Here is a 14845-nt window from a genome sequence, read left to right as displayed (position 1 = left end):
GTATATGTAATATAGTATAAACAGGAAGTGGAATTTTGATGGGAGTTTAAAATTTGCATTGTTGGACAGAGCACTTAGGAAAAACCTTAGATATCTTCCCTGAGCTCTTCATAATACTCCTCAAACTCTTTAGCCCGTTTTAAGCCCACTGTGAGGGATGCAAGTAAAGACAAAAAACAGAAACCCTCAGAAACCCCTAAAGGAGACTACTCTCCCAACATAAGAAAACGAGGAGCAAAAACGCTGTCTTTTCTAAACTCCTCCCTCTCAAAAGGATAGTCCACCCTGTAGTGCACTCCCCTGCTTTCCCTTCTCCAAAGAGCACAGCTAAGGGTAGCCATGGCTACAAGGCTTATGTCAAAAAGCTGGCGGTTTTCTATGGTGGGTTTCCAGTCTTTCCATGTTTGTAGCCATGTGCTTAGCTTTTCAAGTGCCTGTTTGAGAGAGGTCTCTTCCCTTTCCAGTCCACAGTTTTCCCACATAAGCCTTCTCAGGTCTTCAAAGGTGTAAGGTGGGTCTTTTTGCCCTTCCCTTTTGTTTTTGTAATAGGTCTCCTTTGGCTTTTTCAAAAAGGAAAGGTCATGAAAAATTCTGTAGGCGGTTCTGTATCCAAAAACCAAGCCCTCAAGCAAGGAGTTAGAGGCAAGTCTGTTTGCCCCATGCACGCCCGTGCAGGCACATTCTCCTACCGCATAGAGACCTTCAAAGGTGGTTTTTCCATAGCTGTCTACCTCAATGCCACCTATAAAGTAGTGAGATGCGGGTGTGATGGGTATGGGTTGGGTTTCTGGGTTGTAGCCTGCTTCCCTTAGCATGGAGTATATGGTGGGAAACCTTTTGGAGAGGTCTACTCCTTTGGCTTTTATGGGTCTTAGGTCAAGGAAAACCTCTTGCCCTTGTCTTAGCTTTTTGTATATTGCCCTTGCTACCACATCCCTTGGCTGGAGCTCTTCCACAAACCTTTCACCTTTTGAATCCACCAAAATAGCACCTTCTCCCCTAACCGCTTCTGAGATGAGTATGCTGGTGTTTTTCACCACTGTGGGATGGAACTGCACAAACTCTGGGTTAATTAGTTTTACGCCCTTCCTTAGTGCTATGCCCAGTGCGTCTCCTCTTACCTTTACTGGGTTAGAGGTATGCAAAAACATACTCGCAGACCCACCCGTTGCCAAAAGGATGGCAGGTGTTTTTATAACTCTAAGGCTTTGCCCCTCATGGTAAACAAGCCCTTCTACCCTTTCCTCTCCAAGGATTTCCTCTAACTCTCCCCTTATTACCCTAATGCCTAAGCTTTGAGACCTCTTCCACAAGGCTTGGTATATGGCTTTGCCCGTGTAGTCCTTTACCTTGTATACTCTTGGAAAGGAATGACCTCCTTCTATGGTGGTCTCTTCATCAAAGACCACGCCCCACCTTTTGAGGTCTGCCATTCTTTGGATGCCTTCGTCTACGAGAATTTTGAGGGTTTCCTCTTTGCATAGCCCCCTTCCTGCCTTTTGTGTATCAAGCATATGAAGGTATGGGCTGTCCTTTGGGTCAATAGCACAAGCAATACCACCCTGAGAGTAGTAGGTGTTTCCTATCCCCCTTGTGAGGACAATAGGCTCTATGCCAAGCTCCTTTAAAACTATGGCACTGGTAAGTCCAGCAATGCCACTGCCACATATCACTACCTTGGCTTCTTCTACAGAAAGCCTTGAAATGTCAAAGTTAAGAAAAAACGCCATGCTTTTTGTATATTTCCACTATAAGATCCGCAAGCCTGTGTGGGTCGTGCCTTACAAAGTCGTCCTTATCGCCTATTAGGTCTTCCGTATATACTTCTATGCCTTCCTTTGCTATCCTTGCCACATCTGGCACTACGGGTTCTTGTTTTTGTTCCAAATACCTCTTCAAAACAGAACTTGATGGCATTTTTGTGTTTACCACAGCCACATCTATCCTCTCAATGCCCGTATACTCTTTAAAGGCTTTTATATGGTCATAGGCGGTAAAGCTGTCAGTTTCTCCAGGCTGGGTCATGGCGTTTACCACAAAAACCTTTACAGCTAAGGAGTGGTTTACCGCTTCCCTTATGTCTTGAATGAGTAGGTTAGGGATTATGCTCGTATATAAGCTCCCAGGACCAAAAACTATCATATCCGCAGACTCTATCTTTGCAATAGCATCTATGGGTGCTCTTGCTTCCCTTGGCTCTATCCATATGTTTTTAATTCTTACGCTGTCGTGCTTTCCATACTCGGTTATGTCCTCTTCACCACAAATAATTTTCCCGTCGCTAAACTCCGCACAAAGCTGAATACTTTCAAGGGTTGCAGGTATTATCTCACCCTTTGTCCTTAATATCTGTGATGCTATGTTTATTGCATTCATAAAGCTACCTGTTATCTCCGTAAGTGCTACAAGGAAAAGATTGCCAAAGGCATGACCCTCAAGTTCTCCACCTTTGAACCTAAACTGGAAAAGTTTTTGCATTATCTCCTCGCTCTCCGAAAGAGCAACAATGCAGTTTCTTATGTCTCCTGGTGCTGGCATGTTGTATATTTTTCTGAGCCTTCCCGTGCTTCCTCCACTGTCCGCCACCGTGACTATGGCAGAGAGGTCTTCAATGTCCTTTCCCACCTTCTCTTTTAGACCTCTCAAAAGCGTGGAGAGCCCCGTTCCTCCTCCAATGGCTACAAGCCTCATGAGGACCTCCTTGAAATTTTCTTAGCTTTGAGATATTTTAAACCATTATGGCGAAGTTAAACCTCAAAGAGATATTCAAAACAAAAAACAGGTTCTCCCAGAGCTATGTTTTTAGCCCCCAAGACCTAAAGCTACCTCCAGACCTTGGTGAGATAAGAGAGCCCGTAAGCGTTTATGTGGAAATAACCCGAGAGAAAGGCGGATACAGAGTAAACATGGAGATCGAAGGCTATGTGGTGCTTGAGTGTAGCAGGTGTTTGACCGTGTTCCATAAGGACATAGGTAGGAGTGAGTCCATTAGGATAGAGCCATATCCTACTAAGGACGTGCTATATCTAAAGCCTTCAGAGCTTGAAGTGTCCTTCTTTGAGGATGAGGAAGCCTTTGACCTTACAGAGCTTGTGAAAGAGCAGATAATACTTAGCATACCTACAAAGCCCCTTTGCAGTCCTGACTGCAGTGCGGGATTCTATGAAAACCTTGAGGTAAAAACCACCACCCTTGGTGACCTTCTCAAAAAGGCGAATGTGTTATAATACAATTCCCACTACGACCTTATGGAGGCTATAAGATGGCAGTTCCAAAGAGAAAGACCTCAAAGTGGAGAAGAGACCAAAGGAGAGCACAAAACTTTTTTGCAAAACTGAGTTCTTTGTCCCTTGCCACCTGCCCTAACTGTGGTGAGCTTATGATGCCACATAGGGCATGTCCATATTGTGGATACTACAAGGGTAGGGAAGTTCTCAAGACTTCATGACAAAAATAGCAGTTGACTGTATGGGAGGGGACTACGCCCCTGAGGAGATAGTAAAGGGTTGTATTCTTGCCTACAAGGATCTTGGTCTTGAAAGCATCCTTGTAGGGGACGAAGAAAAAATAAGACAGGTACTTGAAAGGGAGAAGTTTGACGGTCTGCAGGTAGTTCACGCAGAGGATGTGGTGCAGATGCACGAAGCACCCTCTAATGTCCTGAGAAAGAAAAACTCCTCTCTGTATGTGGCAGGCATGTTGGTAAGAGAGGGCAAAGCGGATGGTCTTGTTTCTGCAGGAAACACTGGTGCGGTGCTAACGGTAGGCAAGTTTGTAATAGGCTCTATTCCTGACCTTGAAAGACCAGCCATAGCGGTCGCTTTGCCTAATCCAAAGGGGAAAACGGTTCTCATTGATGTGGGAGCAAACGTGGACTGTAAACCCTCACACCTACTCCATTTTGCCGTGATAGGACATACCCATGCGGAGGAAATATTGGGCATAAAAAACCCAAGGGTAGGTATTCTAAGCATAGGAGAGGAGGAGGGTAAAGGTAACGAGCTTGTCAAGGAAACCTATCCCCTCTTAAAAGCCAGCAAACTAAACTTTCTTGGAAACGCTGAGGGAAGAGACATATACGCAGGGACCTTTGATGTGATAGTGTGCGATGGCTTTGTGGGCAATGTGGTGCTAAAAGCGAGCGAGAGCTTAGGCTTTGCAGTCCTTCAGATGATAAAAGAGGAGGTACAAAAAAGTTTTTTGGCAAAGATTGGAGCACTTCTTATGAAGCCTACACTTAACAACTTTAAGAAAAAGGCGGACTTTGCAGAGTATGGTGGTATTCCTCTTCTTGGGGCAAAAAAGCCTGTGATAATAACCCACGGAAGGGCAAATGCAAAGGCTATAAAGAACGCCATAAGGGTTGCCAACGAGTTTTTAACACACCACTTTAACGAAAGGCTCTCAGAGAACTTGAAAAAACTCCTTCCACAAGAGGTAAAGGTCTAATGGGCATAACCATAAGGGGCATGGGTTATTATGTGCCTGATAAGGTGCTTACAAACTTTGACCTTGAAAAGATGGTGGACACCTCTGACGATTGGATTACCACAAGAACGGGTATAAGGGAAAGGAGGATAGCAGGTTCGGAAAGTCTTACAGATATGGCTTATAGGGCAAGTCTTGAAGCCTTAGAGTCTGCGCAGATTGACCCTCAAGAGATTGACGCCATAATCTTTGCAACCCTTACTCCAGACCTTGGCTTTCCTGCAAGTGCCTGTCTTCTTCAGGCAAGACTTGGTGCAAACAGGGCTTACGCCTTTGACATATCCGCAGCCTGCAGTGGCTTTTTGTATGGTCTTGAGATAGCAAGTTCTATGCTATCCTCTGGAAGGGCTAAAAGGGTGCTTTTAGTGGGGGCGGAGAAACTCTCCCAGATAGTGGATTGGACAGACAGGTCTACTTGTGTTCTTTTTGGTGATGGGGCGGGTGCGGTGGTGCTTAGCTCCGAGGGTGAAGGTGAGCTTCTTGCCTCTGTGATGCGTTCTGACGGCAACTACTGGGAAATCCTCTATGCGGAAAGGTGTGGATACATAAAGATGAAGGGGAAGGAGCTCTTTAAACTTGCGGTCCGTTCTATGGCGGATGTGTGTGAGGAAGTTCTACAAAGTGCCGGAGTTTCCACACAGGATATAGACCTTATAGTTCCTCATCAGGCAAACATAAGGATAATGCAGGCACTTGTGGAAAAACTCAATGTGCCAATGGAAAGGGTCTATTCAAACATTCATAAGTATGGAAACACAAGCGCCGCATCCATTCCTATAGCTCTCTGTGAGGCATACAAGGAAGGGAGGCTAAAAAGAGGGGACTTGGTTCTTTTGACCGCTATGGGTGGCGGACTTACATGGGGTGCAAGTCTCATAAGGTTTTAGGTTAAACTTTATATGTGCTTTACGACGCTGTAGTTGTGGGTGGTGGTCCCGCTGGGGCTTCCACTGCCTACCACCTTTCAAAATCTGGTCTTAAGGTTCTAATAGTTGAAAAGGAAAAACTTCCAAGGTTTAAACTCTGCGCAGGCTGTCTGTCCGCAAGAACCCTAGGGCTTCTGCCAGAGGGCTACAAAGGGTTAATACTAAACACGATAAGCTCTGGAAAACTTGGCTATAGAGGTTTGCAGGAGTATGAGGTGGAGGCAAACAGAGAGGTTGCTTACATAGTTGATAGGTCTGAGTTTGACCACTTTTTGGTGCAAGAAGCTCTCAAGTCAGGTGCGGAGCTCCTTATTGGAGAGTTTGTAGGTTTTGAGAAGGAAGGAAACCGATACAAGGTCTACACCAGCAAGGGTAACTTCTACACAGACTATCTAATCGGTGCGGACGGCTTTCATTCAAGAACCGCAAAACTTCTCGGATACAAAAAGAGGAAGTTTTTCAGAAGTCTTGAGCTGTTTACAGAAGGTAGTATGAGGGACAAGGTTTTAATTGAAATAGGATGGGTAAGTAGAGGTTATCTGTGGATGTTTCCTCATGGTGATGGCATAAGCCTTGGCATTGCAACCACTGGAATGGAAAACCTGCTTGAAATACTAAGGGACTACGCTCTCAGTAAAAACATAAACTTTAAACATCCAAAGGGTTGGCATATACCCTTTCCAGAAGGGAAAAAGGACATTCAAATAGGTAAAGAGAGAGTTTTGCTTGCAGGAGATTCTGCCAATATGACAGACCCATTGCTTGGTGAAGGCATATACTACGCCCTCTGGGCAGGAGAGATCCTTGCAAAAGCCATAGCACAAAACCCCTCTGAACCAACAAAAGCCTATGAGATATTGCTAAAACCACTTGTAGAGGAGCTCATATACGCAGGGAAGATAGCAAGGCTTGCTTATAGATTTCAAAAGGTTGCCTTTAGAATGGGAAGAGACTACGCATTGAGAAATTTTTATCGTGTGCTCACAGGAGATAAAACTTATAAGGATATCTACTGGAAGGGTTGGCTTGAGTTTATAAAACACTTGACAAAGGAGAAAATAACTTATATACTCAGAAAGCATGAGGGGAGGCTTGGTAGGGTTAATACTGAGTTTTAGTTTCGTGTTTGCAAACTCAGATAACATCGTGCTTACCGCTCTCACCTATATGGAAAGACCCTATCAATTCGGTGCTAACGACCTATACAGGATGGACTGCTCCGCCTTTGTGCAGAGGGTTTTTGAGGTAAACGGTATAAGGCTACCAAGAAGCACTGCAGAGCAGTCCCGCGTGGGAGTGCAGGTAGGGCTTGAGGACCTAAAGCCCGGAGACCTTCTCTTCTTTACCACATACAGACCTGGCCCATCCCACGTAGGCATATACATAGGCAACGGTAGGTTCGTGCATGCAAGTGAAAAAAACGGCATAACAATAAACAGAATAGATGAACCCTATTGGAGCAGAAGGTTTCTCTTTGCAAGAAGGATGGAGCAACCTAACATCATCTATACAAAGTCTGAAAGACAAGCAAAACCTCTAACTAAAAACTTTAATGAGGATGAAATAGCGGACCTAATCTTTATCCTTTCTAACCGCTAATATATCTTTTTATGAGACGCTCCCAGTTTTGTAAGGAGTTAAGATGGGAATAGATGAGCTTCGTATATCCCTTCTTTGAAAGCAGTCTGAGTGTGTCTGTAGGAAGTTCAAAGAGCCTTTCTTCGTCCACCATGTTAAAAGACACCTCAACATCCTCGTAGCTTATCCGCCCACCCACCACAAGCCCAAGGTCAAATAGGGTGTTAACAAACTCTTCTGTTTGGGCTTTTCCTTCTTCAATTCTGAGCGAGTATGTATAGAAATCTCTCTCAAAGAGCGGATTTACAAACTGGCCTTCCCAAAAGGCTACACCTTCCACCTCGGAAAATCCAGGACAAGTAAGGTCAAGTGCTAAATACCCTTCCCTTATAAAGAAGGGATACTGCCTACAGGTGTATGGTTTTTCTTCTTCTATAAGACAGCCCATACCATCTTTGAGATATACACAGCCTTTCTTATCTTCCTTAAGTCTAAAATAGGCACAAAGAAGCCTCTGCTCTTTACCTTCTTGGTCAACCTCAATGTTTATAACCACTGGAAAGTGTCTTGAGAGGGAAAGCACCTCTTCAAGAACCACAAAAGTTCTATCTGGAATGAAGCAACAGCTCTGCGGACAGTTTGACTTAAGGCATTGCCACTTGAGGTTTTTGTGTTCCTCTGGGTCAGGAAGCAGGGTGTTGGAAAAGAGCCTCATCCTCCCATTATCTCCTTTTCCTTAGCCTCTGTAATGGCGTTTATCTCTTCTATGTATTTGTCCGTGAGCTTTTGAAGCCTTTCTAAAGCCCTCTTTATCTCATCTTCAGAAACTCCCTCAAGGTCTTCCAGCATTTCCTTTGCGTCTCTCCTTATGTTTCTAACCGCCACCCTTGACTCTTCCGCCATTTTATGGAGCATCCTTACCAGCTCTTTTCTTCTTTCTTGTGTGAGAGGTGGTAGGGTTATTCTTATCACATTGCCCTGTCTTTGAGGTGTAAGGTTTAAGTTTTCCATTATTGCCCTTTCCACGCCTGAGACTGCGTTAGCATCCCAAAGTTGGATGGTTAGCTGGTTCACATCGCTTACGCTTATGCTTCCAAGCTGTTTAAGAGGGACCTTTGAACCGTAATATTCTACCTTTAGCTCCTCTACAAGAGATGTGCTTGCCCTACCTGTCCTTAGCCCTGCGGTTTCGTTCTTAAAGTAGTTTACCGCCTTTTTCATATCCTCTTCCGCACTTTTAAAAATATCCTCTATCATGGCTGTCCTCCTTGTGTGTATGTTTGTATTCTTCTGTTTGCAAGCTCCCCATATTCAGGGTTTATCTCGTAGCAAATGTAATATCTATCACACATCAGACTTGCTATAGCAGTCTGACCACTACCCATAAAAGGGTCAAGCACTACATCATTTTTAAAGGTATACAACTGAATTAGCCTATAGGGAAGCTCCGTAGGGAAAACTGCAGGGTGTCCCACCTTTTTGGCACTTTCGCTTTTCATATGCCACACACTTCTCGTAAAATTCAAGAACTCCTCTCTACTTATAGTGCTTTGTCCCGTGCTTTTTCTTTCAAAACTGCCCTTTGAAAAGACAAGAATGTATTCGTGCTCGTCCCTTATCACTGGATTTTTTGCACTAAGCCAAGTGCCCCATGCGGTTGATGGTGCACCACCACCAGCTTTTGCCCATATTATCTCACCTCTCATTAAAAAACCCAACTCAAGCATGTCCTGAATTATAAAGGCATGAAGTGGAATGTAAGGTTTCCTACCAAGATTAGCCACATTTATGCATGCCCTCTCACCGGGAACAAGAACTCTATAAACCTCTCTCCAAACCCTCTTAAGAAATTCTCTGTATTCTGTAAAACTCATATCCATATCGTATTCTTTGCCCACGTTGTATGGAGGTGAAGTTATCATAAGGTGAACGCTATTGTCAGGAATTTCTGACATATCTTCTGAGGATTTGCAAAGGATAGTATTTTTGAGGTTGTCAGGAAATAGGATTTCCTTCTGGTCCCCTTGAGCCTCCATCGGCATAAATTCAGAGTATAGCCTTCTGCGATAAAAATCCGAGGAGTCATGAGCTATCCTTCCGTTACTTCCAAACCTGCTTGTTTTTGTTTTCATGCTACCTCACCAAAGACCCAACCCTTTCACCCATTACAGCCCTTAGCAGATTTCCTGGCTTTTTTATGTTAAGCACCAATATGGGTAGCCTGTTTTCCTTACAGAGGGTCATAGCGGTGTAGTCCATAACCCTAAGACCTCTATTTATGGCTTCAAGATAGGCTATTTCTTGGATAAATTCAGCCTTTGGGTTTTTCAGCGGGTCATCGGTGTATATGCCGTCTACCTTTGTAGCCTTTATAAGAAGGTCCGCACCTATCTCTATGGCTCTGAGAGCACCTGCAGTGTCTGTGGAGAAAAAGGGATTGCCTGTCCCTGCAGCGAATATTACCACACGACCCTTTTCTAAATGCCTTATAGCCCTTCTTCTTATGTAGGGTTCTGCCACCTGCCTCATCTCTATAGCGGACAAGACCCTCGTAGGAATTTGTGCTATCCTCTCGAGTGCGGATTGCAGGGCAAGGGCGTTTATAACCGTTGCCAACATACCCATGTAATCACCCGTTGCCCTGTCTATACCTATCTCGAGCCCCTCTATACCTCTAAAGATATTGCCACCACCTATCACTATTGCAGTTTGAACTCCCGCTTCCACGAGGCTTTTTATCTCAAGGCTTATGTATTCAAGAAACCTTGGGTCTATACCAAAATCTTGCTCACCAGCAAAGGCTTCTCCAGAGAGCTTTAAGAGCACCCTTTTGTATACAGGTGCTTCCTCCATCAGGCACCACCTACTTCAAACCTTACAAACCTCTTAATCTCCACACCCGTTTGGCTTTCCTTTATGTATTGTCCTACGGTTTTCTTCTCTTCTTTTATGAAAGCCTGTTCTAAGAGCACCTTTTCCTGATAAAACTTTTTGAGCCTTCCTTCTACTACCTTTTCTATGATGTTCTCTGGCTTACCCTCTTGTCTTGCCTGCTCTGTGAGTATTCTCCTCTCTCTCTCAAGGGCTTCAGGGTCAACGCTTTCTATGCTTACAAACTCAGGTTTCATAGCGGCTATCTGAAGTGCCACATCTTGCACAACCCTAAGGGTCTGGTCGTTAAGGCTTGGAACAAAGTAGTCTATAAGCACACCTACCTTTCCTATACCATGCACATAGGCATGCACAAAGCCCTCGGTATCAAACCTCGCAAACCTTCTAAGCTGGATGTTCTCTCCTATCTTGGCTATAGCAGACTTTATGAGGTCTCCTACGCTTATGTTTGTGTCCTGTGCATAGGCTTGGCTTGTAATATCTTCACCAGTGCCTGCCCTATCCTTGTTCTCTGGAATGCTTGCTATGTGCTTGGCGATATTCAAGGCAAGCTCCACAAAGTGTTCGTTTTTTGCCACAAAGTCTGTCTCGCAGTTTAGTTCTATAAGCACTCCCCTTTTTCTATCCTCGGAGACATAGGCGTAGATTATGCCCTCCTTTGTTTCCCTTCCTGCCTTTTTGTCCGCCTTAGCAAGCCCCCTTATTCTGAGTATCTCCTTAGCCTTTTCCATATCACCCCCTGCTTCCTCCAAAGCCTTCTTGCATTCCAACATACCTGCACCAGTCATCTCTCTTAGGGTTTTTACCATCTCAGCACTTATCATGCTTACTCCTCCTCTGCACCTTTGTCAATGTATTCGTATTTCTCAGACATCTCCATAGCCTTCTCAAAGAGCACCTTTTCTTCTTCTTCAACCGCAATGACCCTTCTCCTTGGAACTTCAATCGCCGCCTCTCCAAGGTTTTCCCTTCTTTGTTTACCCTCGAGAACCGCATCCGCTATCTTTGAAGTAAGTAGCTTTATGGACTTTATGGCATCGTCATTTCCTGGAACAGGGTAGTCTATCACATCTGGGTCGCAGTTGGAGTCCGCTATTGCTACCACCGTTATACCCAGCTTTTTAGCCTCTTGGACCGCTATGGCTTCTCTCACTGTGTCCACAACCCAGATGATGCTGGGTAGCCTTTCCATGTTTACTATACCACCATACAGCTTTCTGAGCCTTTCCATCTTTCTCTTTAGCTCTCTTACCTCTTTCTTAGGAAGCACATCAAAGACACCTTCCGATTCCATCCTCTCAAGGGTATGGAGCTTGAGGATACTTTTACGGACAGTCCTAAAGTTGGTAAGAAGTCCTCCAACCCATCTTTCGTTCACATATGGCACGCCAGCCCTTTCCGCCTCTTCCTTTATCACATCTTTTGCCTGCTTTTTTGTGCCTACAAAGAGCACCTCTGCGCCCTGTGCCACACTGTCCGCTATAAAGTGATAGGCTTGCTCAAGGAAAACCACCGTTTTGTTGAGGTCTACGATGTGTATACCATTACGCACACCGTAGAGGTAGGGTGCCATTTTAGGGTTCCACCTGCCCTTTGAGTGCCCAAAGTGGACACCCGCTTCCAAAAGGTCTCTCATAGAAACTACAGCCATATTTTCCTCCTTGGGTTTTGCCACCCTTTCCCAAAACCCTTTCGGGTCAACCCAGTCGGGAAAGGTGCGGTCTTGGAAAAATTATATCATAAGCTGTTCCCTGCTAAAGCGATAGACCCTCTTACAAAACTTACAGACCACTTCTGCAGGACCCTCGCTTAGTATATCTTGGAGCTCCTCTTCCTGCAGGAGCATAAGGCTTGAACGGGCTATTTCCTCGCTACAGGGACAGTAGTATTCTACTTCCTTTAAACCTATAAGCCTTGGTTCCATACCCTTGAGTATTTCAATCGCAATTTCCTCTGGTCTCTTGTCATAAAAGGAGAGGTTTCTTAGGTTTTCCTCTATAAGGTCAATGCTTCTTTGAGAAACTCCAGAAAGCACCTGCACAAGATAAGCCTTTGCCTGAGCTCCTGCTGAAGTAAACTCCAAATGCATATCCAAATAGGTCCTTGTTTGTTCTGACTGCTCAAAGTAAAAGGAAAGTGCCTCCTTTAGATTTCTACCCACCACGGGGACTATGCTTGTGTAAGGTGTACCAAGTCTTAGCTCTTTTACTACGGTTAAAACTCCAGAAGCCCAACCTTCTTGTGGGTTACCTTCTATAAAACCTCTTACCCTCCCCTTTCCGTCCGCCTCTGAGACTACAACTCCATAATCTGTTTGCACCTTAAAAAGCACCTTTTGTTCTGTTGCATGTTTCACAAGGGATGTCAAAAGTAAAGCGGACATTATGGCATAGCCCATAAGCTCCGCCCTTTGCCCTTCCAAGTCATGTATTCTCTTGGCAACCGCCACTGCATGGTTTGCCTGCAGGGTATAAACCCTTATAAGCTCATCCTTTGGCACGGAAACCACCATGTAGTCTCTGTCCTGAAAATAGAGCCTTAGGTCTTCCCTGGTTTGTGCGTCAAGGTCTCTATACATGAGTTTAAAATATAAGCCTAAACGTTAAACCTAAAATAGATAATGTCGCCATCTTTGACTTCATACTCTTTCCCTTCAAGCCTTACAAGACCAAGCTCTTTAGCCTTAGTCATAGAGCCAACCTTTACATAGTCCTCGTAGTTTATCACCTCCGCAGCGATAAAGCCTCTTTCAAAGTCTGAGTGTATCTTGCCTGCAGCTTGCGGTGCCTTTGTGCCCCTCTTTACGGTCCATGCCCTCGTTTCCTTTTCCCCCGCGGTAAAGAAGGTTATAAGCTCAAGGAGTGAGTAAGCGGACCTTATAAGTTTGTTTAGCCCTGGCTCTTCAAATCCATAAGACCTAAGGAGCTCTTCTTTTTCTTCCTTTTCAAGACCAATAAGCTCCTCTTCAAGTTTTGCACATATCAATACCGCAGAAGAGCCTTCCTCTTGTGCGTATTGAAAAACCCTCTCGCTTAGTTGATTACCCTCTGGCAGGTCTGCCTCGCTCACATTTGCCACATACATAAGAGGCTTGGTGGTGAGGAGAAAAAGATTCCTTTTGGCATACTCAAAGACCTCTGAGCCAAGGTCCTTTATGTGCTTTCTTAGAGTCTCCATATTTTCCAAAACCGCCTTTATGGCTCTTAGCATTTCCAACTCTTCCTTTGACTTTTTGTCTCCCAGCCTTGCCATCTTTTCCACCTTCTCAAGCCTTTTGTCTACCGTCTCCAAGTCCTTTGCTATAAGCTCAAGGTCTATTATCTGAGCATCCCTTATGGGGTCAACACTGCCTTCTACATGAACCACGTCAGGGTTTTCAAAGCACCTTAACACCATAGCAATTGCATCCACTTCCCTTATATGGGCGAGGAACTGATTTCCAAGACCTTCTCCCTTGCTGGCGTTTCTAACAAGTCCAGCGATATCCACAAACTCTATAAAGGTGGGTGTTATTTTTCTTGACCTTTCAAGCTCTGCAATGTGGTAGAGCCTCTTGTCTGGCACTTCCACCGTGCCCACGTTTGGCTCTATAGTGCAAAAGGGATAGTTTGCTGCGGCCGCCTTTGCGGACTGTATTAGGGCGTTAAACAAGGTAGACTTTCCTACATTAGGCAGTCCTACAATTCCTACACTCAGAGCCATAAGCTATTAATTATAAACTCCAAGGCTTACCTTATCAACTCACCCATCTTGAATATGGGCATGTATAGGGCTATGAGTATAGCTCCCACTATACCGCCTATAAAGACTATAAGCATTGGTTCTATTAGCTTTATCATTCCTTCCACAGCCTTATCAAACTCGTCTTCATAGAATCTCGCTATAGTATCTAACATATCATCAAGCCTACCTGTATCCTCACCTACTCTCACCATGGCTATTATAAGTTTTGGAAACATACCAGTTTTTTCAAGAGCCTTGTGCATGGGCTCACCCTCTATAACACCCTTCTTTGCGGACTCAAGAGCCTCCCTTATTACCACGTTTCCCGTTACCTGACCTGCTATCTCAAAAGCCTTTTCAAGAGCTACACCACTCGAAAAGAGAGTTGCCATAGTTCTGGCAAACTTTGCCATGGTGCTTTTCATTACAAGCTCACCCATCTTTGGAGCTCTAAGCATAAAGGAATGCACAGATTTTCTAAACTGGTAGCTATTGTTGAGTAAAAATCTAAATATTAAAGAAAAAGCTACTATGAAACCAAGTATAAAGATAAGGTTTGACCTAAGGGCGTTAGAGGCAGCGATAAGCATTTGAGTAGGAGCGGGAAGCTCTCCACCAAGAGAGGCATATATCTCTCCAAAGGTTGGAACAAGAAAATAGAGTATACCCGTAACTATGGCGGTAGCTATTATAACCACAAAGGTAGGATAAAAAGCTGCGCTCTTTATCTTGCTCTTTATCATTGCCATCTTTTCGTAATAGTCTGCAGCCCTCATAAGAGCAATATCAAGATTACCCGTTTCCTCACCCACTCTTACCAAGTTTACAATAAACTCTGGGAAAACTGCAGGGAACTCAGCCATAGAGTTAGATATAGGTCTTCCCTCGCTCACCATTACCGCGACCTTTTTACTGGCTTCCGCAAGTTTTTTGTTAGGAAGCTGTTCTCCCAATATATTAAGAGCGTCTATTATGTTAAGCCCTGCGTTTATCATAGTTCCGAGCTGTCTGCAGAATATGGAAAGGTCTCTATCGCTTACTTTACCACCTATTGGGAGTTTGAAGGATAGTTCCTTCTTTCCCTCTTCTTTTTCTTCCTTATCAACCTTTATTACCTCTATGATACTCAAACCTCTTTGTTGTAAGTCCGCTATTAAGGTTTCCTGAGTTGGATAGTTTGCTTCACTCTCTACAAAGCTTCCCGTCTCGTCAAAGGCTCTATACCTAAACCTCGGCAT

General features: G+C 44.5%; 17 protein-coding genes. 6 read left to right on the top strand and 11 right to left on the bottom strand.

Annotation, left to right across the window (positions count from 1 at the left end; all coding sequences use genetic code 11):
- Positions 1-206: 206 nt before the first annotated feature.
- Together nadB and IAE16_RS03695 are read right to left on the bottom strand one after the other, a co-directional pair.
- Positions 207-1730: an L-aspartate oxidase gene (gene nadB / locus IAE16_RS03700; protein ID WP_323701379.1), complete on the bottom strand. Its 1524-nt coding sequence runs from the start codon at positions 1728-1730 to the stop codon at positions 207-209.
- Positions 1714-2691, bottom strand: coding sequence for a gluconeogenesis factor YvcK family protein (locus tag IAE16_RS03695; RefSeq protein WP_323701378.1), 978 nt, complete (start codon positions 2689-2691; stop codon positions 1714-1716). The genes nadB and IAE16_RS03695 overlap by 17 nt, the downstream gene beginning before the upstream one ends.
- Before the next feature lie 47 nt (positions 2692-2738).
- Between IAE16_RS03695 and IAE16_RS03690 the strand changes: the two genes are divergently transcribed.
- Genes IAE16_RS03690 through IAE16_RS03665 form a run of 6 tightly spaced genes read left to right on the top strand, consistent with a single transcriptional unit; the run spans position 2739 to position 7013 of the window.
- Positions 2739-3227, top strand: a complete 489-nt coding sequence (locus IAE16_RS03690) for a YceD family protein (protein ID WP_323701377.1) — start codon at positions 2739-2741, stop codon at positions 3225-3227.
- Between the two features lie 35 nt (positions 3228-3262).
- Positions 3263-3448, top strand: coding sequence for a 50S ribosomal protein L32 (rpmF, locus tag IAE16_RS03685; RefSeq protein WP_323701376.1), 186 nt, complete (start codon positions 3263-3265; stop codon positions 3446-3448).
- A complete protein-coding gene (plsX, locus tag IAE16_RS03680; RefSeq protein ID WP_323701375.1) occupies positions 3445-4449 on the top strand; it encodes a phosphate acyltransferase PlsX in 1005 nt (334 codons plus the stop codon). The genes rpmF and plsX overlap by 4 nt, the downstream gene beginning before the upstream one ends.
- Positions 4449-5375 carry a beta-ketoacyl-ACP synthase III gene (locus IAE16_RS03675; protein WP_323701374.1) on the top strand — a complete coding sequence of 309 codons (927 nt, stop codon included), beginning with the start codon at positions 4449-4451 and terminating at the stop codon, positions 5373-5375. Before plsX ends, IAE16_RS03675 begins: the two co-directional genes overlap by 1 nt.
- A gap of 14 nt (positions 5376-5389) precedes the next feature.
- Positions 5390-6532 carry a geranylgeranyl reductase family protein gene (locus IAE16_RS03670; RefSeq protein ID WP_323701373.1) on the top strand — a complete coding sequence of 381 codons (1143 nt, stop codon included), beginning with the start codon at positions 5390-5392 and terminating at the stop codon, positions 6530-6532.
- The gene (locus tag IAE16_RS03665) at positions 6507-7013 is read left to right on the top strand and encodes a C40 family peptidase (protein ID WP_323701371.1); all 507 of its coding nucleotides are present in this window, start codon (positions 6507-6509) and stop codon (positions 7011-7013) included. The genes IAE16_RS03670 and IAE16_RS03665 overlap by 26 nt, the downstream gene beginning before the upstream one ends.
- Here the strand turns inward: IAE16_RS03665 and IAE16_RS03660 are convergent.
- From IAE16_RS03660 to IAE16_RS03620, 9 genes are all read right to left on the bottom strand, one after another.
- Entirely contained in the window at positions 7003-7707 is a 705-nt protein-coding gene (locus IAE16_RS03660; protein WP_323701370.1) for a SapC family protein, read from the bottom strand. The two genes, IAE16_RS03665 and IAE16_RS03660, sit on opposite strands and share 11 nt — an antisense overlap.
- The gene (frr, locus tag IAE16_RS03655; RefSeq protein WP_323701369.1) at positions 7704-8249 is read right to left on the bottom strand and encodes a ribosome recycling factor; all 546 of its coding nucleotides are present in this window, start codon (positions 8247-8249) and stop codon (positions 7704-7706) included. Before frr ends, IAE16_RS03660 begins: the two co-directional genes overlap by 4 nt.
- Complete coding sequence (locus IAE16_RS03650; RefSeq protein WP_323701368.1) at positions 8246-9124, bottom strand: DNA-methyltransferase; 879 nt, start codon at positions 9122-9124, stop codon at positions 8246-8248. The genes frr and IAE16_RS03650 overlap by 4 nt, the downstream gene beginning before the upstream one ends.
- Before the next feature lies 1 nt (position 9125).
- Positions 9126-9845, bottom strand: coding sequence for a UMP kinase (gene pyrH, locus IAE16_RS03645; protein ID WP_323701367.1), 720 nt, complete (start codon positions 9843-9845; stop codon positions 9126-9128).
- A complete protein-coding gene (tsf, locus tag IAE16_RS03640; protein ID WP_323701366.1) occupies positions 9845-10708 on the bottom strand; it encodes a translation elongation factor Ts in 864 nt (287 codons plus the stop codon). The genes pyrH and tsf overlap by 1 nt, the downstream gene beginning before the upstream one ends.
- 2 nt (positions 10709-10710) lie before the next feature.
- Positions 10711-11535, bottom strand: a complete 825-nt coding sequence (gene rpsB, locus IAE16_RS03635) for a 30S ribosomal protein S2 (RefSeq protein WP_323701365.1) — start codon at positions 11533-11535, stop codon at positions 10711-10713.
- Positions 11536-11616: 81 nt separating this feature from the next.
- Positions 11617-12462, bottom strand: a complete 846-nt coding sequence (locus IAE16_RS03630; protein WP_323701364.1) for an Hsp33 family molecular chaperone HslO — start codon at positions 12460-12462, stop codon at positions 11617-11619.
- 17 nt (positions 12463-12479) lie between these two features.
- Positions 12480-13586 carry a redox-regulated ATPase YchF gene (ychF, locus tag IAE16_RS03625; protein WP_323701363.1) on the bottom strand — a complete coding sequence of 369 codons (1107 nt, stop codon included), beginning with the start codon at positions 13584-13586 and terminating at the stop codon, positions 12480-12482.
- A gap of 26 nt (positions 13587-13612) precedes the next feature.
- Positions 13613-14845 carry a type II secretion system F family protein gene (locus IAE16_RS03620; RefSeq protein WP_323701362.1) on the bottom strand — a complete coding sequence of 411 codons (1233 nt, stop codon included), beginning with the start codon at positions 14843-14845 and terminating at the stop codon, positions 13613-13615.

Origin of the sequence: Hydrogenobacter sp. T-2 (genome assembly GCF_033971325.1) — a bacterium.
In the GTDB taxonomy this organism is placed as follows: domain Bacteria; phylum Aquificota; class Aquificia; order Aquificales; family Aquificaceae; genus Pampinifervens; species Pampinifervens diazotrophicum.
The sequence above is the reverse complement of the archived record's forward strand: the minus strand, read 5'-3'. Positions and strand labels throughout refer to the sequence as shown.